The following is a 20,702-nucleotide window of genomic DNA, read 5'->3' as shown; positions in this document are numbered from 1 at the left end:
AGGGACGTGAAACAATCGGGTCCGGCTCACCGGTGTCAACAGCGAGCAGGAGACACAGCACGATGCGTATCGGAGTTCTCACCGCAGGCGGCGACTGCCCCGGCCTGAACGCCGTGATCCGGTCGGTCGTGCACCGAGCGGTCGACAATTACGGCGACGAGGTCATCGGCTTCGAGGACGGCTATGCCGGACTGCTCGAAGGCCACTACCGCCCCCTCGACCTCGACGCGGTCAGCGGCATCCTCGCCCGCGGCGGCACGATCCTGGGTTCGTCCCGACTGGAGCGCGACCGCCTCCGCGAGGCCTGCGAGAACGCGCTGGACATCGCGCGGGACTTCGGGATCGACGCGCTGATCCCGATCGGCGGCGAGGGCACGCTGACGGCGGCGCGCATGCTGAGCGACGCGGGCCTGCCGGTCGTAGGGGTTCCCAAGACGATCGACAACGACATCTCGTCGACGGACCGCACGTTCGGCTTCGACACGGCGGTCGGGGTCGCGACGGAGGCGATGGACCGCCTGAAGACGACGGCGGAGTCCCACCAGCGGGTGATGGTCGTCGAGGTCATGGGCCGGCACGCGGGCTGGATCGCGCTGGAGTCCGGGATGGCGGCGGGCGCGCACGGCATCTGCCTCCCCGAGCGCCCCTTCGACCCGGCCGACCTGGTCAAGATGGTCGAGGAACGCTTCGCCCGCGGCAAGAGGTTCGCGGTCGTGTGCGTGGCCGAGGGCGCGCACCCCGCCGAGGGCTCCATGGACTACAACAAGGGCGAGATCGACCAGTTCGGCCACGAGCGCTTCCAGGGCATCGGCACGGCGCTGGCCTACGAGCTGGAACGCCGCCTCGGCAAGGAGGCCAAGCCGGTCATCCTCGGCCACATCCAGCGCGGCGGCGTACCGACCGCGTACGACCGGGTGCTCGCGACCCGCTTCGGCTGGCACGCGGTGGAGGCCGCGCACCAGGGGCAGTTCGGGCGGATGACCGCGCTGCGGGGGACGGACGTGGTGATGGTGCCGCTGGCGGAGGCGGTCACCGAGCTGAAGACGGTGCCGAAGGACCGGATGGACGAGGCGGAGTCGGTTTTCTAGCCGGTTCGCTCAGCGGGGTTCCTGCCGGTTCGCTCAGGAGGGATTCCGGTCGCTCCTTCTTCAATACGTACTCCTCTCGACCATGGACCAGAACCGGCTGATGATCTGGTCGAGGAAGTCACGGCCGGCCTCGCCCGCCTCGACGGCGGAGTTGCCGCCGCCCCAGCTCAGGGTGGCCACCATCTGCGCCTGGTAGTCCTCGTGCAACTCCTGGAGGGAGTCCTCCAGGAGCCGCCGGTCCAGAGGCACGATCTTGCCGATCGGACGCACGTACGCCTGCCACCGAGTGGTCATCGCGCTGCGCAGCAGTTCCGCGAGGCGGCTGTCGCGCCCGGTGACGCTGATGAAGTCGGGCAGCGCGAGGTCGAGCAGATCGGCGAGCGCGGAGGACTGACGCTCGGTACCGCGCCACTGGTCGTGCTCCTCCATCCGCAGATACGCGAGGAGTTCGAGCCCGACGGCCCGCGCGACGTCCTCCGGCGCGAGGCCGCGCGCGAGGCGATGCTCACGCAGCGTGCGTGGCTTGCCGATGAGTTCGGCCGGGGAACACCACAACACCCCCGACAGCGCGGTGAGTTCGGGCCCGGAGGGCGCGGTGAGCCCCCGCTCCCAGGCGATGACCAGGTCAGGCGTCACGTACGGCAGCCCGTACGAGGCACGCATGCCGTACGCGACGTGTTCCGGGCCCATGTTGAGCGCGGTACGGAGCCGGTGGGCGGCGGGCGCGTTGAAGGGCGGAGTCGGTGGTGTGGGCGGCGTGGACTGGCTGGGCTGAGCTGGGGGTCGGCGCACGGGCCACAAGCTAGGGGTGCCTGAGTGCGGTGACTACGGTCTGTTCGGCCAGGATTACGGATTGTAGGAACGTACGGATTCGGTCGCGCGGGCGTGCGTGGGGGCGGGTCGGGAGTGATCGTCCGGGGGTGGAGCGGGGGTGTTCGGTGACGCTGAGTGGTGGCTGTGGGGAGCGCGGGGGCGGCTGAGGGGTGGTGCATATGCCGCTCTACCTTGCCATTCGTCGGAGCGGCGGGGGGTCTCGGGCTGCCGGCGGCGGTTCGATCGGCGTCGGGTGTTTGGGCGGGGGTCGAAGGGGAGTGCGTTTGTGGTGGGGGTGATGATCGGGTGTGGGGGGAAGTGGGGGGTGGCGGGAATTCGATGGTGGGTGTCCGGGGGTGGGGGTGGCTGGGTTGTTCAGGTGCGGGTTGCGGCTACGGCCGCGTCTAGCACCAGCCGCCAGGGGAATTCCTTCGGCCTGCCCTGCCCGGGCTGGTTCGGCACGAATCCGCCTTCGCCGTAGAGGAGTTGGACGCCCATGGCACGCAACTCGGCGATGCTGCGCTCGAATTGGCGGTGCTGTACGTAGGCGGAGTTGACGCAGGGCATGGCGATGACGGGGATGTGCCTGCCGATGCCTTCGGCGACGACACCGACCACGAAGTCGTGAGTCAGGCCCAACGCCCATGAGTTGATCGTGTTGAAGGTCACCGGCGCGAACGCGATCACGTCCGCCTTCGGCCAGACGTCCGGCTCGCCCGGCATCTTGTACTCGCTGCGGACAGGGTGGCCTGTCAGCCGTGCCAGTTCGCCTAGTTGGGGTTCGAGCCAGCGGGCCGCGGTGGGGGTGAGGCCCAGGCATACGTCGAAGCCGCGGGACTGGGCGTCCTCGATGACCTTCACGATGTCGAAGACGGGCGGGGCTGCGGAGCCGAAGAGATAGAGCGCGCGGGAGGGCGTCGTCATGCGGCCTATCCGATCACACACAACCGTCCCTACTCCGGAGGGAGTCGGGGCGGAAGGGCGCGCCCGCGCAGCCCGGCCTGGGTACTGTTCCAGTGGCTGCTCAGAACGGGGACCGGTATGCCGACACTGGACGAGAACCACACGGGCGCCCGTATCAGGGAACAGCGCAGGCTGGCCCGACTCGCCCAGCGCCGGCTCGCCGCTCGGCTGCCCTATTCCCTGATCGTGCGTTCTGAGGCCTCGCCCAAGTCCACGACGAACCACGCCCACCCTTCTTCTCCTGAGCGGAGTTCCTGCTTACCTGTCCCAGGCCAGTCGATCACGTTGCAGAAGCACGTGCGCCTGCGGTGATCGGCTTGAACCGCGGGTGCCGGTGGGGTGTACCCGCTTCTCGATGTCTGTCAGGTGCGCACGTACTGCCGTGTATTCGGGCGGTTGTGCGGTTGGGACGGCGATCGTGGGCGGCGGCCGTGGGCGTACCGTGTTGGCACGCGATTCGGGGGCAGCGGCACGGGGACGGCACGATGGGCGAGCAGTACGGCGGGGATCACCAGGACTTCCGGGACGGGAAGTTCAACGGGCCCTTCACCGCGAAGGCGGAGTACCACCAGCACGGGCCGGCGCCCACCGCGCTGGATTCCCTGCCTCCGAAGGTCGCCGGGTTCACCGGCCGCGGTGACCAACTCGCGGAACTGCTCGGCGCGTTCGACCCGGCTGGTGGTGAAGCGCCGGGGGCTGTATTGGTCGCTGCGGTGTCCGGGCTCGGCGGTATCGGCAAGACCGCGCTCGCGGTGGAGGCGGTGCATGAGGCCTGTGACAAGGGGTGGTTCCCGGGTGGGGTCCTCTTCGTCAATCTCCATGGGTACGACGATGATCGCGTTACGGCGGAACAGGCGCTGGAGACCCTACTGAGGGCCCTGGGGACGCCTTCGGAGCACATTCCCAACGGGGTTGATGCGCGGGCATCCTTGTATCGATCGGTACTTGCGGCGCGTGAGCGGGAGTTGGGGACCGTGCTCGTCCTTGCCGACAACGCTTCCTCTGCGGAGCAGGTGCGTCCCTTGCATCCCGGAGGCGTGCGGCACCGGCTGCTTGCCACCTCGCGGAGCAAGTTGCCCCAACTGGGGGCGCGGCTCCTGCCGTTGGGTGAGCTGAGTCCGGACGAGGCGTACGAACTCCTGGACCGGGCGTTGCGGATCGCCGCTGCGGATGATGCGCGGGTCGCCAATGAGCGTGAGGCGGCTGCCGAACTCGCCTTGCTCTGTGGGCATTTGCCCCTGGCCCTTCAGATCGCCGCAGCCCTGCTCGTCCTCGACCGGGACAAGCCGGTGGCCGAACTGGTGGCGGAACTCGCCGAGTCTGGTGACCGACTCGTGCACCTTGACGACGGTGAGCGCAGCGTGCGGGCCGCCTTTGACCTGTCGTATCGGCGTCTGTCGGCTGAACAGGCCCGGTTGCTACGGCTGTTGGCCCTGGCTCCGGGGCACGAGGTGACGGCCGAGGTTGTCGCCGTACTGGACGGGGCGGACAGTCCGCCGGTGCGTGTGCTCGATGCGTTGTCTCGCGCTCATCTTGTTGAGCGGGGGAGTGGGCGTGGGCGGTGGCGGTTGCATGACTTGGTGCGGGCGTTCGAGGTGGGGTTGGTCAAGGAGGATGCGGGGTTGCGGGAGGAAGGGGAGGCTGCGCGGGAGCGGGTGCTTGGGTTCTACCACCGGTGGGCGACGGCGGCGGATGACCGGTTGCGGTGGCTGCCGGGGATGCCGGAGCCGCAGCGGTTCGAAGATCGGGCGGGGGCGTTGGCGTGGCTGGATTCGGAGCGGGCTGGGTTGGTGGCGGCGGTGCAGTGGGCGCGGGAGGAGCGGTACGCGGCCACGGCGGTGCGGCTGTCCGTGTACCTGAGGGAGTATCTGGAATTGCGGCGGTACTTCGACGACTGGATCACTGTCGCTGGTACTGCCAGGGAAGCCGCACACCATATTGGGAGCCGTCTCGGCGAGGCCGTCGCATGGGACAACCTCGGCAATGCCCTGCGGACAGCGGGCCGGGTGAAGGAGGCCATTGATGCTCTCACCCGTGCCCGTGACCTGTCCCAGGCCGAGGGGAATCGCCACAGTGAGGCTGGCGCGTGGACCAGTCTCGGCCTCGCCCTCTGGGAGGCGGGGCGAGTGGAGGAGGCGATCGACGCCCACATCTGCGCCCGTGACCTATCCCAGGACATCGGAGACCGCCACTACGAGGCCGTCGCGTGGGACAACCTCGGCGGCGCCCTGCGGACAGCGGGTCGGGCGGAGGAGGCCATCGACGCGCACACCCGCGCCCGCGGACTATTCCAGAACACTGGGGAGCGCCACCGTGAGGCTATGGCGTGGCACAACCTCGGCGTTGCCCAGCACCGGGCGGGGCGGGTTCGGGAGGCCATCGAGGCGTACTACAAGGCTCTGGATGTCGGCCAGGAGTTTGATGATGGGTACGGAACAGCCCAGACTCGCCAAAACCTGGCTCGTGCCTACGAGGCTGCCGACCGCCCCGCCGAGGCCCGCGCCCACCTCCTCCAGGCCGCCGACGCCTACGCTCAAGCCAACGCCCCCACCGAAGCCGCGCAATGTCGCACCTGGGCCGACGCCCTCACCCCTTAACAGCCCCACCCAAAGCAAACCCCCCACCCAACCGCCTCGCCACCAGCACGTACAGCAAAATCACCGGCGTCGAATAAACAACCGAGAACGCCGCCAACTGCCCATACGCCACCATCCCCCGGTTCCCGAAGAACTCATTGATGCTCACGCTCGCCGGCATCTGGTCCGGCGTGAGCAGCAGCATGAACGGGACGAAGAAGTTCCCCCACATCATCACGAACGAGAAGACGGTCACTACCGCCACCCCGGGCCCCATGAGCGGAAGAACAATCCGCACGAGGGACTGGAGCGACGACGCGCCGTCGGTCCACGCCGCCTCCTCCAACTCCTTCGGTACGCCGTCCATGAAGTTCTTCATCAGCCAGATGGCGAAGGGGAGTTGGGAGGCGGCGAAGAAGAAGATCGTGCCCTGCATGGTGTCGATGAGATTCACCTGCACGAACAACGCGTACACCGGCACCATGATCGCCGTTATCGGAAGGCTCGTCGCGAAGAGGATGGTCAGGAGGAAGGGGCGGTTCAGGCGCGACCGGAACCGCGACAGCGGATACGCCGCCAGCGCCGCGCACACCACCGTCAGCAGCGTTCCGAACCCGCACAGGATCAGGCTGTTGAGCAGGGGCGTGAAGGTGATGTCCGAGTTCAGGATCGCGTGGAAGTTGTCGAGGGTCAGGCCGTCGGGGGCCTTCACCTTGAGGTCCGCGTGGGCGTCGAGGGACGACAGGACCACCCAGAGCAGCGGCAGCGCGAACGTCGCCGCGACCACCAGCAGCCCCGCGTCCGCCGCCAGGCGTCGGCTCTTGCGGCGGGAGGAGAGGGTGAGTGCCATGGGTCAGACCTCCGTTCGCAGCAGGCGCATGTAGATCACCGAGAAGAGCGAGCCGACCAGAAGCAGGAGCAGCGCGACCGCCGTGGCGTAGCCGATCATGCTGTTCTGGAAGGCCTGTTCGTACATGTAGAGGGGGAGGGTCTGGCTCTTGTTTCCCGGGCCGCCTCTCGTCATCACCCAGATCAGGCCGAAGACGGACAGGGTCTGCAGCGTGTTCAGCATCAGGTTGGTGCCGATCGAGCGGCGGATCATCGGCAGCGTGATGTGCCACATCCGGCGCCAGCCGCTCGCGCCGTCGACCTCCGCCGCCTCCGTGATCTCCTTGGGGATCTCGTTCAGAGCCGCTGAGTACACCAGCATCGAGAACGCCGTTCCCCGCCACACGTTCGCGAAGGACACCGCCAGGATCGGAAGCGTGAACAGCCAGTTCTGGGAGGGGAGATGGAGCCAGACCAGGATGGCGTCCAGGGTGCCCTCGCGTCGGAAGAAGGCGTAGAGGAGGAAGCCGGCGACGACCTCCGGGAGTACCCATGCCGTGATCACGATCGCGCCCGTGAGCGTGCGCACCGGTTTCGACGCGCGCTGCATCAGTGCGGCCAAGGCCAGACCGATCGTGTTCTGGCCGATCAGGGACGACAGGACCGTGAACACCAGAGTCAGCCATACGGCGTTCAGGAATTCCGAGTCCTTGAAGGCCGTGCGGAAATTCGCGAAGCCTACGAAGGACGAGTGGGCCTGGCCGGTGAGTTGGAGGTCGGTGAAGGCGATGTAGGCGCAGTACGCGATCGGGCCGGCCAGGAAGAGGAGCAGGAGGATCAGGGCGGGGGAGAGGGGGAGGAGGCGTGTGATGGTTTGGGTGAACGGGCTTTTCTGGGCGGGGAGTTGGGGAGTCGAGGTGTCGGGGGCGCCGGGCCCGGAGGGGACTTTCGTCACGCCCGGGCCCGCGTGCTGCGGTGTCGTGGTCATCGGCGGTCGCCGCCGCTCATTTCTCGGTGACCTGGTTGTCCGTGGCCGACTTGAGTTCGTCGTCGTACGAACTCGCCGCCTTGTCCACCGACATGTCGCCCGTCGTCACGCCCTCCATCGCCTCCTGGATGGCGGTGGAGACCTTCGGGTACGCGGGGTAGGCCGGTCGGTAGTGCGTGCTCGCGACCAGGTCCGTGAAGAACTTGATGCCGGGCTGGGCGGTCGCGTAGGCGGGGTCGGCGGCGACGTCCTTCCGCACGGAGATACCGGAGTTGGCGATGTACCACTTCTCCGCGTTCGCCTTCGTCTGCATCGTCTTGATGAAGTCGAAGGCGAGGTCGGGGTTGCCGGCCTTGGAGGGGACAGCCCAGGTCCAGCCGCCGGACATGCTCACCTTGCCGGGGGCCTGCCCCTGCTGGGTCGGCATGTACGCGAGCCCCAACTCCTTTGACCAGTCCGGCCATTCATGCCCGCTGCCCTTCAACCAGGCCTGGGGCAGCCACGATCCGTCCAGCGCGATGCCGAGTTTGCCCTTGGGGAGCAGTTCACCGGCCACGTAGGTCTGGATGTTGGGGTCGAGGGCGTCGGACACGTCCGGGCCGAGCTTCTCCTTGTAGACCGTGTGGACGAAGGAGAGCGCGTCCTTGAAACCCTGGCCGCCGGCGATCCACTTCTTCGACGACTTGTCGTAAAGGGGGTCCGTGGAGCCGTCGTTGGTGCCGTAGAGCAGCATCTCGAAGCCCTGCATGGTCGCGGCCTCGCCGGCCGGCTTCCCCGTGTAGACGTTGAGCGGGGTGACGTTCGGGACCTTCTGCTTGATCGTGCGGGCCGCGGCGAGGACGTCGTCCCACGTCTTCGGCTGCCAATTCGCGGGCAGACCAGCCTTCTTGAAGATCCCCTTGTCGAACCAGAGGCCTCGGGTGTCCGTGCCGTCCGGGACGCCGTACGTCTTCCCGTCCTCGGCCTTCGCGGCGGACTTCGCCGTGTCGATGAACTGGTTCCAGTCCGGCCACTTGTTGAGGTAGGCGTCGAGGGGCTTCAAGTACCCGGACGTGATGTCGCTGTTGATGAGGAACGTGTCCTCGTAGACCAGATCCGGGGCCGTCTTCGGCGAGCGGAGCATCTGCTGGAGCTTGGTGTAGTACTCCGAGTCCGGTGCCTTGATCGGGACGAGCTCGACCTTCTTGCCGGGGTACTGCTTCTCGAACTGCTTCTTCATGTCGGCGAGGTAGGTGTCCATCACCTTGATGGAGTTGTCCGTCGACTGCTTGAAGGAGATCTTGACGGTGTCGGGGCTGCTGCCGGATCCGCTGCTGCAGGCGGTGAGGGTTGTCGCGGCGAGGGAGAGAGCGGCGAGAGCAACTAGGGGCGTGAGAACGGCAGTTCGGTGGGGTCGGGCGGCGGTGGGGCGCACGGGCATGACCTCCTACGGGCTCACTACGTTGTGGCCTGGGCGGATGGCTGCCCGGTGAAGGTAAGTGGAGTGGTCTAGTCAGGTCAATGAGTCTGCGCGGGATTGGGCACGGGCGGCTTCGGCGGGGGCGTTGGCTCGGGTGTAGGCGGTGGCGGCTTGGAGGTAGTGGGTGCGGGCCTCGGCGGGGCGGGCGGCGTCCGCGTGGGCGAGAGCCAGGTTGGAGAGGGTCTGGCCCGTCCCGTACCAGTCCTCGAACTCCGGGTAGCCTTCCAGGGCCTTCTCGTACGCCTCAATCACCTCCTCCACCCGGCCCGCGGCACGCAGGGCGGCGCCGAGGTTGTTCCACGCCCTGGCCTCGCCGTGGCGGTCCCCGATGGCCTGGTGCAGGTCGCGGGCATGGGTGTGGGCGTCGATGGCTTCCCCCGCCCGGCCCGTCTGCAGCAGGGCGATGCCGAGGTTGTCCCACGACATGGCCTCGCTGGAGCGGTTCCTGGCTGCCTGGAAGAGGTCGCGGGCGCGGGTGTGGGCGTCGATGGCTTCCCCCGCCCGGCCCGTCTGCAGCAGGGCGCCGCCGAGGTTGCCCCACGCCATGGCCTCGCGGAGGTGGTCCTCGACGGCCTGGAAGAGGTCGCGGGCGCGGGTGTGGGCGTCGATGGCTTCCCCCGCCCGGCCTGTCTGCTGTAGGGCGTTGCCGAGGCTGGTCCATGCGCTGGCCTCCCCCGCCCGGTTGCCGGAGTGGTGGGCGGCCTCCCGCGCGGTACCGCACACCGTGATCGTGTCGTCGAAAAGGCGCCGCCAGGCCAGATACTCTGCCAGGCGCTGGGACAGCCGTACCGCTGTGTCCGCGTACGGCTCCTCCCGCGCCCACTGTGCCGCCGCCACCAGCGCCGCCCGCTCGGAGTCCAGCCACGCCAACGCCTCCGCCCGGTCCGCAAACCGCTCCGGTTGTGGCATCCCCGGCAGCCACCGCAACCGGTCATCCGCCGCCCTCGCCCACCGCAGATAGAACCCCAGCACCCGCTCCCGCGCCGCCTCCCCCTCCTCCCACAACCCAGCATCCCCCTCAACCACACCCACCCCGAACACCCGCACCAGGTCATGCAACCGCCACCGCACGTCCGCCCCTCCCGGAACAGGCGTAACAAGGTGGGCAGCGGCGAGCTCTTCGAGCAGGTCGTACGTCCGGTCGACGCCGAGGTCTGCCACTGCGGCGGCCGTTTCGCTGCCGACTTCGGCCGCCGGAGCCAGGGCGAGCAGCCGCAGCAACCTGGCCTGCTCAGACGGAAGTTGCCGGTACGCCGCTTCGAAGAGCGGGCGGAGTCCGAGAGCCGCCGTCCGATCCTCGGCACCCCGCAACTCGTCCACGAGGGATGCGACGGACCGGTGGCGGCGCTTGCGCAGCATGCCAGCGGTTATCCTCAGCGCGAGCGCGTGGTGGCCGCAGAGTGTGGCGAGCTCCGACACAGCCCCCGGTTCGCGCGTCGCCCGATCGTCGCCGCGATCGCTGAGCCGCAAGGATCTGTCGATGAGGTCGGCGGCATCCTCCGCGTTGAGCACATCGAGGTCGATCAGCTGAGCGTCCAGTTCGGTGAGCCGATCCCGGGAGGTGACCAGCACCCGGTGATGATCCGTCCCCGGCACAAGCGGCATCACCTGGCCCGCATCCGACGCATTGTCGAGGACCAGCAACATCGACCGCCGCTCCTCCGCCAACAGCCGCCGATACAGCCCGTACTGCCCCACCACCGTCTGCGGAAGATCCGCCCCCCGCACCCCCATCCCGTCCAACAGCGCGACCACCGCCTGATCCGCCGTAACCGGATCCTCGTCGTACCCCCGAAAGTCGACGAACAGAGTCCCGCCCGGAAACCACCCGTCCTTGACCGCCTGATGGGCCGCACACAACGCCAACGACGTCTTCCCGATCCCGCCCAGCCCGGACACCGCGCAGATCACCACCGGCAGATCGGACTCCGCGCCCGGGTCCAGTACGGGAAACAGCCGTGCCATGTCCTCGTCCCGCCCGGTGAACCCCGCCGGCACCGCAGGCAACGCGGCCGTAGCAACCGGAACCGGACCGTGAACGGACCCGCGCCCCGCCCCGCTGTTACCGCTCCCCGTTCTCCCGTCCCACCCGCTTGGCAACGAACGGCCCGTTGAAGGTGCTCCCCCGGAAGTCGAGGTGATCCCCTCCGTACGTGGCCCCCGGCGCCCCCGTAGCCCCCCGATGGGGCCCCTCCTCGGAGTCCTCGACCTCCCTGTCGGAACCCCCGACCCGTCCACCACGGAACGGCCGCAGCTCCCGCAACACCGCCACCGCGGCAGCCGCCGCGTTCTCGGCGGCCCGGGGCTGCCAACCCTCCCCGTCCGTATGGGACTTGTCCGCGTCGGCCCGGTCGCTGATGCCCCGGATCACCAGGGCGTCCCCGCCGGCGAGATCCACGGCGCTCACGACTCCCGAGCCCTCCGTCTCGATGGCCGCCGCGTCGTTGTAGTGCCGCCGGAGGTGTTCCGCCAGGGCGGACTCGGGTGCGGCCAGGACGACGTCGCCCGCGGCGATCGGCTTCAGGTGGGCATGGGGGTCGTCCCGCAACGCGTCCCGGGCGGCCGCGGTCAGCCGGTGCGACGCCCGCCACGCCTCCGGACGTACGAGAAAGCCCTCCGGTGTCTCCTTGCCGCCGTGGATGCCGTACACCTTCGTCGCCACCACTACGTCGCCCAGCCCGATGTCGCTCTTCAGGCTTCCGGCAACCCCCACGAACAGCACCGCCTGCGGCTCCAGCCAGGTCATCACGCGCTCGGTGAGCGCGGCGGCCGCCAGGGTTCCCTCGCCCATCTCGACCAGGGCGACGGACCAGGGTGTTCCGGGGAGTTGGCCGACCGCGGCCCGGGTGCCTCGCGGATGCTCCCGCTTCCGTACGGCCGTGAGCTGGGCCTGTACGGCCTTGTACTCCAGCGGCAGTGCGGTCAGCACCGCGACAGTGGGTTGCAACTCAGGCATCTCAGACACTCCCTTAAGGTACTTCCAAGTCGCCTGCGCAGATGCTGTGTTGGCACCACTCGGGGGAGAGGCGAGGGCAATGCCGGAACGTGACGTCACCGTGGGCCAGTTGCTCCTCGCCGAGTACCAGACCGTCAAGGACGAGCAGAAGACCCGTATCGGCTTCCGCGACAACCTCCTCTACGTCACCCTCACCGTCGTCGCCGCCGTCATCGCCGCCGCGGCCCAGGCCAAGCAGTCCGAGATGCTGCTCGCGCTGCCCCCGGTGTGTGTCGTGCTCGGCTGGACCTACCTCGTGAACGACGAGAAGATCTCCGCGATCGGGACGTATGTACGGGACGACCTGGGACCCCGGCTCGACCATCTCGTCCGAGCCGAACTCCCCACCGCCGGAACGGCGTTCGGCTGGGAGACCGCCCACCGTTCCGACACCCGCCGCCGTTCCCGCAAGGTCATCCAGTGTGTGATCGACCTGCTGGCGTTCTGCGTCGTCCCGCTCGCCGGTCTCGTCGTCTACTGGTTCGCGGGGCAGACGTCCTCCGGCCTGTTCGTCCTGTCCGTGGCCGAGGCGCTCATCGTCGTCGGCCTCGGCCACCAGGTCCTCAGTTACGCGCGGCTCTTCAACTCGCCCCGCCCGCCTGCCCCTTGACCCACCGGTACTGCAACTCCGGCCGCCCCACAGTCCCGTACTGCGGACTCCGCGCCGCCCGCCCCGCCTCCACCAGGTGCTCCAGATACCGCCGAGCCGTGATCCGGGAAATCCCTACCGCCTCCGCGACTCCCGCAGCCGTAAGCCCCTCCCCGCAGTCCCGCAGCGCGACAGTCACCTTCTCCAATGTCGGCGCACTCAAGCCTTTCGGCAGCGCCGCAGGCGACGGCGCCCGCAACGCGGCCAGCGCCCGGTCCACCTCGTCCTGGCCGCTCGCCTCACCCGCGGCCGCATGGAACTCGGCGTACCGCACCAGCCGGTCCCGAAGGGTCGCGAACGTGAACGGCTTCAGTACGTACTGCACGACCCCCAGCGACACCCCCTCCCGCACCACGGCCAGATCCCGTGCCGAGGTCACCGCGATGACGTCGGCGTGATAGCCGGCCGCCCGCAAGGACCGCGCGAGTTGCAGTCCGTGCGCGTCCGGAAGGTGGAGGTCCAGCAGCAACAGGTCCACCTGTGTACGTTCCAGCGCCCGCCGCGCCTCCGCGCCCGTGTGCGCCTTGCCCACCGCCACGAAGCCCGGTACCCGGCCGACGTACATGACGTGCGCGTCGGCGGCGACGGGGTCGTCCTCGACGATGAGGACGCGGATCGGTTCGCCGGTCATGCGTCACCACCTCCGGACACAGCAGCACGAGAAGCCTCACCGGCACCAGAGGCCCCACCAGCACCAGAAGTCTCACCGGAACCGGAACTCGAACCCCCGCTACCCACCCCCCACAAAGGCAACCGCACCTCGAACACCGCCCCGCCCCCCTCCGCCTCGGCCACCGTCAACGTCCCCTCATGCCGGTTCACCGCCTGCCGCACCAACGCCAGCCCCAGCCCCCGGCCACCGGGCCCGGCCGGCTTCGTCGAGAAGCCCCGTTGGAACACCGCCTCCGCGTGTGCCGGATCCACCCCCGCGCCCGTGTCCGCGACCCGCAGCACCAGGGCCGAGCCGTCCGACCCCGCCTCCGTGCGCGCCGTCACCGTGACCCGCGCCCGCAGGCTCCCCTGTGCCGCGTCCACCGCGTTGTCGATCAGGTTCCCGAGGATGGTCACCAGGTCCCGCGCGGACAACGAGTCGGGCAGCAGGCCGTCGTCCATGCCGCTGTCCTCGGACACCACCAACTCCACGCCCCGCTCGTTCGATTGAGCCGTCTTGCCCAGCAACAGGGCAGCCAGCACAGGTTCGTTGACCGCCGAGACGACCTGGTCGGTCAGCGTCTGGGCCAGTTCCAGTTCGGCCGTCGCGAAGTCCACCGCCTCCTCCGCGCGCCCCAGCTCGATCAGCGAGACGACCGTGTGCAGACGGTTCGCCGCCTCGTGCGCCTGGGAGCGCAGCGCCTGCGTGAAGCCGCGCTCGGAGTCCAACTCGCCCATCAGGGCCTGGAGTTCGGTCACATCGCGCAGGGTCACCACCGTTCCCCTGCGCTCGCCTCCCGACACCGGTGACGTATTCACGACCAGCACGCGTGACGCCGTCAGATGCACCTCGTCCACCCGTTCCTCCGACGACAGGAGCGCCCCCGTCAGCGGCGCGGGCAGACCCAGGTCCGCCACCGAGCGGCCCACCACGTCCCCGGTCACCCCGAGCAACTCCCGCCCGCCGTCGTTCATCAGCGCCACCCGGTACTGACCGTCGAGCATCAGCAGTCCTTCGCGCACCGCGTGCAGCGCGGCCTGGTGGTAGTCGTGCATGTGGCTCAGCTCGGTCGCGTTCATGCCGTGGGTGTGGCGGCGCAGGCGGGCGTTGACGACGTACGTTCCTACGGCACCCAGTGCCAGGGCGCCCGCCGCCACCCCGATCAGTGCCGTGACCTGGTCCTGCACCCGCTGCGTGATCGCCTTGACGCGGATGCCGGCGCTGACCAGGCCGATGACCTTGCCGTCGCTCTCGACGGGGGTGACCGCGCGGACGGACGCGCCGAGGGTGCCGGTGTAGGTCTCCGTGAAGGAGTCGCCCTTCAGCGCGGGCTTGATGTGGCCGAGGAACTTCTTGCCGATCTGGTTCCGGTCCGGGTGGGTCCAGCGGATGCCCTGCGGATTCATGATCGTGACGAAGTCGACCTGGGTGTCCCGCTGGACCTTCAGGGAGTACGACTCCAGGTGCGCGGTGGGGTGCGACGTACCGATCGCCGCGATCACCGACGGCGAGTCCGCGACCGACCGCGCCACCGCCATGGCCTGGCGGCCCGCCGCGTCCTCGGCCTGGCTGCGGTCGCTGACGTAGGTGAACAGCGCGTATCCGGCGACGACGACCGCTATCAGCACCGCCTGCATGCCGAAGAGCTGGCCGGCGAGGCTGCGGGGGCGGGGGACGTGCGGGAGGCGCATGTCGTCAGTGTGCCTCGCAGGTTACGCATGAACTAAATGAACGGAAGGGTGACCGGCCTCACAAGCCGGGAGATAGTCACCGCAACCCCCGGAAGCAGCCGTCTCCCGGACCAGGCCGCACATCGACTCGGATCAGTGCGGACCGCCGTAGAACCCGAAGAACCCGTATAACCCGCAAGACCCATGAATCCCATGAATCCCCGGACGTGAGCCGCACTCGCCACCCGGGTTCCGCCGGTCGTGAGCCGCACGCCGGATGATGCCGACGACGTCGTCAAGGAGGGCAGCCGTGGCCAGCACCCCCGCACCCGCACCTGCCGCACCCGCAGCACCGCCCGTGAAGCGGGACCGCACCCACTACCTCTACATCGCGGTGATCATCGCGGTCGCCCTCGGCATCGCCGTCGGGTTCGCCGCGCCGGACTTCGCCGAGGAGCTCAAGCCGCTCGGGACGGGCTTCGTCGCGCTGATCAAGATGATGATCTCGCCGATCATCTTCTGCACGATCGTGCTCGGCGTCGGTTCCGTACGGAAGGCCGCTCAGGTCGGCAAGGTCGGCGGGCTCGCGCTCGCCTACTTCATCGCGATGTCGTTCGTGGCGCTGGCCATCGGCCTGGTCGTCGGCAACATCATCCACCCGGGCAGCGGCATGCACCTGACCGAGGCGGTCAAGGGCGTCGGACACACGCAGGCCCAGGCCGCCGCCGAGGGCCCGGTCGACTTCCTGCTCGGGATCATCCCGACCACCTTCGTGTCGGCGTTCACCGAGGGCCAGGTCCTCCAGACGCTGCTGATCGCGCTCCTCGCGGGCTTCGCGCTGCAGGCCATGGGCCGGACCGGCGAGCCGGTGCTGCGCGGTGTCGAGTACATCCAGAAGCTGGTCTTCCGCATCCTCGGCATGATCATGTGGGCCGCGCCCGTCGGTGCCTTCGGCGCGATGGCCGCCGTGATCGGCGAGACCGGCATGGACGCGCTGAAGGCACTGGGCGCGATCATGGCCGGCTTCTACATCACCTGTGCGCTCTTCATCGTCGTCGTGCTCGGCACGCTGACCAAGCTGGTCGCCAAGGTCAACCTCTTCCAGCTGCTGCGGTACCTCGGCCGTGAGTTCCTGCTGATCGTCTCCACCTCGTCGTCCGAGTCCGCGCTGCCGCGGCTCATCGCGAAGATGGAGCACCTGGGTGTCAGCCGCCCGGTCGTCGGCATCACCGTGCCGACCGGCTACTCCTTCAACCTCGACGGCACGATGATCTACCTGACGATGGCCTCGCTGTTCATCGCGGACGCGATGGACCAGCCGATGAGCATCGGCCAGCAGATCGGCCTGCTGCTCTTCATGATGGTCGCCTCCAAGGGTGCGGCCGGTGTCTCCGGCTCCGGTATCGCCGTACTCGCCAGTGGTCTGCAGTCGCACAAACCCGCGCTGGTCGACGGTGTCGGCCTGATCATCGGCATCGACCGCTTCATGAGCGAGGCCCGCGCGGTCACCAACTTCGCCGGCAACGCCGTCGCCACGCTCCTCATCGGCACCTGGACCGACCAGGTCGACAAGGAGCGGGTGAACCGGGTCCTCGCCGGTGAACTGCCCTTCGACGAGAAGACGTTGCTCGACGAGAAGGACGGCGACGACCACCTCGACGCCGTACCCGAGCAGGGCGGCGAGAAGGAACTCGCCAAGGCCTGAGCCTCGCCGACGCTCCCCGAGAGCGGGGCGCCCGGACCCACCTGAACTCGGTCCGGACGCCCCATGGACTCCGGGCGGCTGGGTGTCCCCCCGTCGCTCAGCCGCCCGGTCCTTACAGGGACGTAGTAGGGATGCACTAGCGTGCCGTGCCGTGCCGGAAACCTCCGGCGCGCACGGCACGTTCGCGTTCGGCGGGAGTCACGGGGGCCATGGGCATGAAGATCGACTGGGACCGGCGGCACTGCGCACGGCACGGGCACGCGACGTACGCGCCCGAGGAGACGGCCCTGCGGGAACGGCTGCGCGCCGAGACCGGGTTCGGGGAGGCCTGGCGCTGTCTGCGCTGCGGCGACTTCGTCCTCGGCGAACCGCACGGTTCGGGACCTGCCGAGCACGCTCCCCTGGTGCCGCGCGGGAAGGTGCTGCGGGACCTGTTCATCCTGCGGTTCCTCGCCATCGAGCGGGCCGTGCGCGGGGTGTTCATCGTGCTGGTCGCCGCCGCCGTCTGGAAGTTCAGCAACAGCCAGGACTCGGTGCGCCAGCTCTTCGACGAGTACCTCGACGTCTTCCGGCCCGTCTTCAAGCACTTCCACTACGACCTCGACCACTCGCCGATCGTCGGCACCATCCAGAAGACCTTCGGCTACAAGCACTCCACGCTGGTCCTGGTCGCCGTACTCCTGCTGGCGTACGCGCTGATCGAACTCGTCGAGGCCGGCGGGCTCTGGTACGCCAAGCGCTGGGCGGAGTATCTGACGGTGGTCGCCACCGCCGCGTTCCTGCCGCTGGAGATCTACGAACTCACCGAACACATCAGCTGGTTGAAGATCGCCACCCTCGTCCTCAACATACTCGCCGTCCTCTATATCGCCCTGGCCAAGCGGCTGTTCGGGCTGCGCGGCGGTCGGAAGGCCTTCGACGAGGAGCGGGAGAGCGCGTCCCTGCTGGAGGTGGAGACGTCGGCCGGGGTCATGGTCTGACACCCTTGCGGCGCTTTCCGACCGCGACCAGTTGACGCGTCGGTTGCTCGGGGTGCGTGGGCCGGGGAACGCGGGCGTCGGCGTCCTTGCCCTGACGCCGACGTCAAGGATTACCGTCGTAGACATGCGAATCGGCGAGCTGGCCGCGCGGGCCGGGACCACGACGCGGGCGTTGCGGTACTACGAGGCGCGGGGGCTGTTGCCCGCGCGGCGGGGCGGCAACGGGTATCGGACGTACGACGAGGGTGATCTGAAGCTGCTCCGGCAGATCAGGACCCTGCAGGACTTCGGGTTCGACCTGGAGGAGACGCGGCCCTTCGTGGAGTGTCTTCGGGCCGGCCATCCGGAGGGGGACTCGTGTCCGGCCTCGCTCGCCGTCTACCGGCGGAAGCTGGCCGAACTGGACTCCCTGATCGGGGAGTTGCAGGCGGTGCGCGCGGAGATCGGGGTGCGGCTGTCGACGGTCGAGGAACCGGTGCCGTTGTGCGAACTGGGAGGGCGGGAACTGTGATTGGCGTTACGGACGTTACGGACGAGGATTTCACCGCGGAGGTGATCCGGGCCGAGTTGCCGGTGCTGGTGGAGTTCACGGCGGACTGGTGTCCGCCGTGCCGGCAGATGGGACCGGTGCTGCGGGCTCTCGCCACCGAGGAGGCGGATCGGCTGAAAGTGGTGCAGTTGAACGTCGATCAGAATCCGGAGACCACGAACGCCTACAAGGTGCTCTCGATGCCCACGTTCATGGTCTTCCGGGGCGGTGAACCGGTGAAGGCCATGGTGGGGGCCCGGCCCAAGCGGCGGCTGCTGGAGGAACTGGCCGACGTGATCTGAGGGACCCGGGCCTCTTGAAGGCCCCTTGAACGAGAAAATCCCCTGAGCAATTGCGCTCGGGGGATTCTTTTGCGTATATTCAATGGTTCGCGACTTCGCGGGAATTGGGTCGCAAAGAGGCTTAGTGAGCACAGTATATATGTCCGGGAGTGGAATTGTCAAACAGCGATGAAATTCACGGTGAGCAGGAATTCATCGACGGTCTGTACGCACGCGTGGACGCGCTGCGCGGTGCCACCGAGGACTCCGTCACGGACGCGCTCGGGCAGGGCAACACGCCCATGCAGGCCCGGCTGGAGCGGGACATCCTGGTCGCCGAGCGCTCGGGGCTGCTCGCCGCGCTGAACGCCGTGGACGGCTCGCTCTGCTTCGGCCGGATCGACCTGACCTCCGGCGTCACCCACCACATCGGCCGTATCGGCATCCGCTCCGACGACGCCGACCTCACCCCGATCCTGATCGACTGGCGGGCCGATGTCGCCCGCCCCTTCTACCTGGCCACCGGCCACACCCCGATGGACCTGCGCCGCCGCCGGCACCTCACCACCGACGGGCGCCGCGTCACCGCCCTGCACGACGAGATCCTCGACCTGGGCGACGCCACCCGTACCGGTCACGAGGACCCGAGCGGCGACGCCGTCCTGCTCGCCGCGCTCAACTCCGCGCGCACCGGCCGGATGAGCGACATCGTGCAGACCATCCAGGCCGAGCAGGACGAGATCATCCGCGCGCCCTACCGCGGGGTGCTCGTCGTCGAGGGCGGCCCCGGCACCGGCAAGACCGCCGTCGCGCTGCACCGGGCCGCGTATCTCCTCTACGAATACCGGGAGTTGCTCGCCAAGCGGGCCGTGCTGATCGTCGGCCCGAACCCCGCGTTCCTCGGTTACATCGGCGAGGTGCTGCCCTCCCTCGGTGAGACCGGCGTGCTGCTGGCGACCGTCGGCGAACTGTTCCCGGGAGTGAAGGCGACGGCGACCGACAGCCGGGCGGCGGCCGCCGTGAAGGGCCGTGCCGACATGGCCGACGTGCTCGCCGCCGTCGTACGCGACTGGCAGTCGCTGCCCGACCCGGTGATCGCGATCGAGCACGACCGCGAGATCCTGATGCTCGACGACGGCCTCGTCCGCGTGGCCCGCGACCGCACCCGCGAGGCCGGGCTCCCGCACAACGCGGCCCGGGAGCACTTCGAGGGCCACATCCTCAACACGCTCACCGAACTGTTCGCCGAACGCATCGGCACCGACCCCTTCGACGGCAGCAACCTCCTCGACCCCAGCGACATCACCCAGATCCGCGACGAACTCGCCGAGAACCCCGAAGTCTGGGCCGCCATCGACCAGTTGTGGCCGCGGCTGACCCCGCAGTACCTCGTCGCGGACTTCCTCGCCGACCCTGTGGGCTACGTCTCCGACGACGACGCGGACGCGATCCGGCGCCCGGTGACCCGCGAGTGGACCGTGGCGGACGTACCGCTGCTCGACGAAGCCGCGGAACTCCTCGGGCGGGACGACCGGGTGCGGCTGGCCCGGGCCCAGCGTGAGCGGGAGGAGCAAGTGTCGTTCGCGCAGGGGGTGTTGGACGTGTCCTTCGCTTCCCGGACGTTCGAGTTCGAGGACAAGGAGGAGGGGGATCCCGAGGGGTCCGAGGTGCTGTCGGCGCACGACATCATCGACGCGGAGCGCTTCGCGGAGCGGCAGGAGGAGGAGGACCACCGCAGCGCCGCCGAGCGCGCGGCGGCCGACCGGACCTGGGCGTTCGGGCACATCATCGTCGACGAGGCGCAGGAACTCTCCCCGATGGCCTGGCGGTTGCTGATGCGCCGTAGTCCGACCCGCTCGATGACCCTGGTCGGCGACCCCGCCCAGACGGCCGAAGCGGCGGGCGTCGGCTCCTGGTCGGAGATCCTCGCCCCGTACGTCGAGGACCGCTACGACCACACCCGGCTCGGCGTCAACTACCGCACCCCCGCCGAGATCATGGACCTCGCGGCGGCGGTCGTCCGCGCGGAGAATCCGGACTTCGAGCCGCCGAGTTCCGTGCGGTCCACTGGTGTACGGCCTTGGGTGCGGGCGACTGACGATCTGCCGGGTGCTGTTGCCAAGGCCGTGGGTGAACTTGCCCCTGTGGAGGGGCGGTTGGCGGTGATCGCGCCGCGGGATCTGCATCGGCGGCTTGCGGCGCGGCTGGACGGGGTGACGGCCGGCGCCGAGCCGGATCTGACGCGGAGTGTCGTGTTGCTTGATCCTCGGCAGGCGAAGGGGCTGGAGTTCGACTCGGTGTTGGTTGTCGAGCCGGGGCGGTACGGGACGAGTGACTTGTACGTGGCGCTTACTCGGGCTACGCAGCGGTTGGGGGTGTTGCATACGGGCTCGCTGCCGCTGAGCTTGGCGGAAGCGGGGGCGTAGTGAGGGTGGCCGTGTTGGTTGCCGGTGTTGGTGTGGGTGTACCTGGGGGCTGCGCCCCCAGACCCCCATCGGCCCTGAAGGGGCCTCGTCCTCAAACGCC

At 68.9% G+C, this 20,702-nt stretch carries 18 protein-coding genes; 9 read left to right on the top strand and 9 right to left on the bottom strand.

The window, feature by feature from the left end; genetic code table 11:
• The first annotated feature begins 62 nt into the window (after positions 1-62).
• On the top strand, positions 63-1,088 hold the full coding sequence (locus tag OG504_RS18015; protein ID WP_405990743.1) for an ATP-dependent 6-phosphofructokinase: 1,026 nt from the start codon (positions 63-65) through the stop codon (positions 1,086-1,088).
• 60 nt (positions 1,089-1,148) lie between these two features.
• Here the strand turns inward: OG504_RS18015 and OG504_RS18010 are convergent, their stop codons facing one another.
• Both OG504_RS18010 and OG504_RS18005 read right to left on the bottom strand, forming a co-directional pair.
• Positions 1,149-1,778, bottom strand: coding sequence for an XRE family transcriptional regulator (locus OG504_RS18010; protein WP_405996366.1), 630 nt, complete (start codon positions 1,776-1,778; stop codon positions 1,149-1,151).
• Positions 1,779-2,276: 498 nt separating this feature from the next.
• Positions 2,277-2,825, bottom strand: coding sequence for a flavoprotein (locus tag OG504_RS18005; protein ID WP_405990742.1), 549 nt, complete (start codon positions 2,823-2,825; stop codon positions 2,277-2,279).
• 117 nt (positions 2,826-2,942) lie between these two features.
• On the opposite strand from OG504_RS18005, the gene OG504_RS18000 reads away from it, so the two are divergent.
• Entirely contained in the window at positions 2,943-3,176 is a 234-nt protein-coding gene (locus OG504_RS18000; protein ID WP_405990741.1) for a hypothetical protein, read from the top strand.
• Between the two features lie 173 nt (positions 3,177-3,349).
• On the top strand, positions 3,350-5,461 hold the full coding sequence (locus OG504_RS17995) for a tetratricopeptide repeat protein (protein WP_405990740.1): 2,112 nt from the start codon (positions 3,350-3,352) through the stop codon (positions 5,459-5,461).
• Here OG504_RS17995 and OG504_RS17990 read toward each other — a convergent pair.
• The 5 genes from OG504_RS17990 to OG504_RS17970 all read right to left on the bottom strand — a co-directional run bounded on the left by OG504_RS17990 (position 5,451) and on the right by OG504_RS17970 (position 11,671).
• Complete coding sequence (locus tag OG504_RS17990; RefSeq protein ID WP_405974068.1) at positions 5,451-6,290, bottom strand: carbohydrate ABC transporter permease; 840 nt, start codon at positions 6,288-6,290, stop codon at positions 5,451-5,453. The genes OG504_RS17995 and OG504_RS17990 overlap by 11 nt on opposite strands.
• A 3-nt stretch (positions 6,291-6,293) precedes the next feature.
• Positions 6,294-7,256 carry a carbohydrate ABC transporter permease gene (locus tag OG504_RS17985; protein WP_405990739.1) on the bottom strand — a complete coding sequence of 321 codons (963 nt, stop codon included), beginning with the start codon at positions 7,254-7,256 and terminating at the stop codon, positions 6,294-6,296.
• A 16-nt stretch (positions 7,257-7,272) separates the two neighbouring features.
• Positions 7,273-8,676 carry an extracellular solute-binding protein gene (locus OG504_RS17980; RefSeq protein WP_405990738.1) on the bottom strand — a complete coding sequence of 468 codons (1,404 nt, stop codon included), beginning with the start codon at positions 8,674-8,676 and terminating at the stop codon, positions 7,273-7,275.
• A 72-nt stretch (positions 8,677-8,748) separates the two neighbouring features.
• Positions 8,749-10,680, bottom strand: coding sequence for a tetratricopeptide repeat protein (locus OG504_RS17975; RefSeq protein ID WP_405990737.1), 1,932 nt, complete (start codon positions 10,678-10,680; stop codon positions 8,749-8,751).
• A gap of 97 nt (positions 10,681-10,777) precedes the next feature.
• Positions 10,778-11,671, bottom strand: coding sequence for a 5'-methylthioadenosine/S-adenosylhomocysteine nucleosidase (locus tag OG504_RS17970; RefSeq protein WP_405990736.1), 894 nt, complete (start codon positions 11,669-11,671; stop codon positions 10,778-10,780).
• Positions 11,672-11,750: 79 nt separating this feature from the next.
• On the opposite strand from OG504_RS17970, the gene OG504_RS17965 reads away from it, so the two are divergent.
• Positions 11,751-12,320 (top strand): hypothetical protein, encoded by a 570-nt coding sequence (locus OG504_RS17965; RefSeq protein WP_405990735.1) that lies wholly within the window; start codon positions 11,751-11,753, stop codon positions 12,318-12,320.
• Here OG504_RS17965 and OG504_RS17960 read toward each other — a convergent pair.
• The gene (locus OG504_RS17960) at positions 12,292-12,990 is read right to left on the bottom strand and encodes a response regulator (RefSeq protein WP_405990734.1); all 699 of its coding nucleotides are present in this window, start codon (positions 12,988-12,990) and stop codon (positions 12,292-12,294) included. The genes OG504_RS17965 and OG504_RS17960 overlap by 29 nt on opposite strands.
• Complete coding sequence (locus tag OG504_RS17955) at positions 12,987-14,702, bottom strand: ATP-binding protein (protein WP_405990733.1); 1,716 nt, start codon at positions 14,700-14,702, stop codon at positions 12,987-12,989. Before OG504_RS17955 ends, OG504_RS17960 begins: the two co-directional genes overlap by 4 nt.
• A gap of 256 nt (positions 14,703-14,958) precedes the next feature.
• Between OG504_RS17955 and OG504_RS17950 the strand changes: the two genes are divergently transcribed.
• The 5 genes from OG504_RS17950 to OG504_RS17930 all read left to right on the top strand — a co-directional run bounded on the left by OG504_RS17950 (position 14,959) and on the right by OG504_RS17930 (position 20,602).
• Positions 14,959-16,386, top strand: coding sequence for a cation:dicarboxylate symporter family transporter (locus tag OG504_RS17950; RefSeq protein ID WP_405990732.1), 1,428 nt, complete (start codon positions 14,959-14,961; stop codon positions 16,384-16,386).
• A gap of 215 nt (positions 16,387-16,601) precedes the next feature.
• Entirely contained in the window at positions 16,602-17,366 is a 765-nt protein-coding gene (locus tag OG504_RS17945) for a DUF2127 domain-containing protein (RefSeq protein WP_318021819.1), read from the top strand.
• 124 nt (positions 17,367-17,490) lie between these two features.
• Positions 17,491-17,877, top strand: coding sequence for a MerR family transcriptional regulator (locus OG504_RS17940; protein ID WP_405990731.1), 387 nt, complete (start codon positions 17,491-17,493; stop codon positions 17,875-17,877).
• The gene (locus OG504_RS17935) at positions 17,877-18,197 is read left to right on the top strand and encodes a thioredoxin family protein (protein ID WP_405996365.1); all 321 of its coding nucleotides are present in this window, start codon (positions 17,877-17,879) and stop codon (positions 18,195-18,197) included. The genes OG504_RS17940 and OG504_RS17935 overlap by 1 nt, the downstream gene beginning before the upstream one ends.
• 173 nt (positions 18,198-18,370) lie before the next feature.
• Complete coding sequence (locus OG504_RS17930; RefSeq protein WP_405996364.1) at positions 18,371-20,602, top strand: HelD family protein; 2,232 nt, start codon at positions 18,371-18,373, stop codon at positions 20,600-20,602.
• Positions 20,603-20,702: the final 100 nt, after the last annotated feature.

This window comes from Streptomyces sp. NBC_00986 (genome assembly GCF_045162565.1).
Taxonomy (GTDB): Bacteria; Actinomycetota; Actinomycetes; order Streptomycetales; family Streptomycetaceae; genus Streptomyces.
Note: the sequence above shows the minus strand (reverse complement) of the source record. Positions and strands in the feature narration are given on the sequence as shown.

What these genes read in the sequence shown, in the direction of transcription:
- OG504_RS18015 (WP_405990743.1), top strand. Translation starts at nt 63, where the DNA reads ATGCGTATCGGAGTTCTCACCGCAGGCGGCGACTGCCCCGGCCTGAAC.
- OG504_RS18010 (WP_405996366.1), bottom strand. Translation starts at nt 1,778, where the DNA reads ATGGGCCCGGAACACGTCGCGTACGGCATGCGTGCCTCGTACGGGCTG.
- OG504_RS18005 (WP_405990742.1), bottom strand. Translation starts at nt 2,825, where the DNA reads ATGACGACGCCCTCCCGCGCGCTCTATCTCTTCGGCTCCGCAGCCCCG.
- OG504_RS18000 (WP_405990741.1), top strand. Translation starts at nt 2,943, where the DNA reads ATGCCGACACTGGACGAGAACCACACGGGCGCCCGTATCAGGGAACAG.
- OG504_RS17995 (WP_405990740.1), top strand. Translation starts at nt 3,350, where the DNA reads ATGGGCGAGCAGTACGGCGGGGATCACCAGGACTTCCGGGACGGGAAG.
- OG504_RS17990 (WP_405974068.1), bottom strand. Translation starts at nt 6,290, where the DNA reads ATGGCACTCACCCTCTCCTCCCGCCGCAAGAGCCGACGCCTGGCGGCG.
- OG504_RS17985 (WP_405990739.1), bottom strand. Translation starts at nt 7,256, where the DNA reads ATGACCACGACACCGCAGCACGCGGGCCCGGGCGTGACGAAAGTCCCC.
- OG504_RS17980 (WP_405990738.1), bottom strand. Translation starts at nt 8,676, where the DNA reads ATGCCCGTGCGCCCCACCGCCGCCCGACCCCACCGAACTGCCGTTCTC.
- OG504_RS17975 (WP_405990737.1), bottom strand. Translation starts at nt 10,680, where the DNA reads ATGGCACGGCTGTTTCCCGTACTGGACCCGGGCGCGGAGTCCGATCTG.
- OG504_RS17970 (WP_405990736.1), bottom strand. Translation starts at nt 11,671, where the DNA reads ATGCCTGAGTTGCAACCCACTGTCGCGGTGCTGACCGCACTGCCGCTG.
- OG504_RS17965 (WP_405990735.1), top strand. Translation starts at nt 11,751, where the DNA reads ATGCCGGAACGTGACGTCACCGTGGGCCAGTTGCTCCTCGCCGAGTAC.
- OG504_RS17960 (WP_405990734.1), bottom strand. Translation starts at nt 12,990, where the DNA reads ATGACCGGCGAACCGATCCGCGTCCTCATCGTCGAGGACGACCCCGTC.
- OG504_RS17955 (WP_405990733.1), bottom strand. Translation starts at nt 14,702, where the DNA reads ATGCGCCTCCCGCACGTCCCCCGCCCCCGCAGCCTCGCCGGCCAGCTC.
- OG504_RS17950 (WP_405990732.1), top strand. Translation starts at nt 14,959, where the DNA reads ATGATGCCGACGACGTCGTCAAGGAGGGCAGCCGTGGCCAGCACCCCC.
- OG504_RS17945 (WP_318021819.1), top strand. Translation starts at nt 16,602, where the DNA reads ATGAAGATCGACTGGGACCGGCGGCACTGCGCACGGCACGGGCACGCG.
- OG504_RS17940 (WP_405990731.1), top strand. Translation starts at nt 17,491, where the DNA reads ATGCGAATCGGCGAGCTGGCCGCGCGGGCCGGGACCACGACGCGGGCG.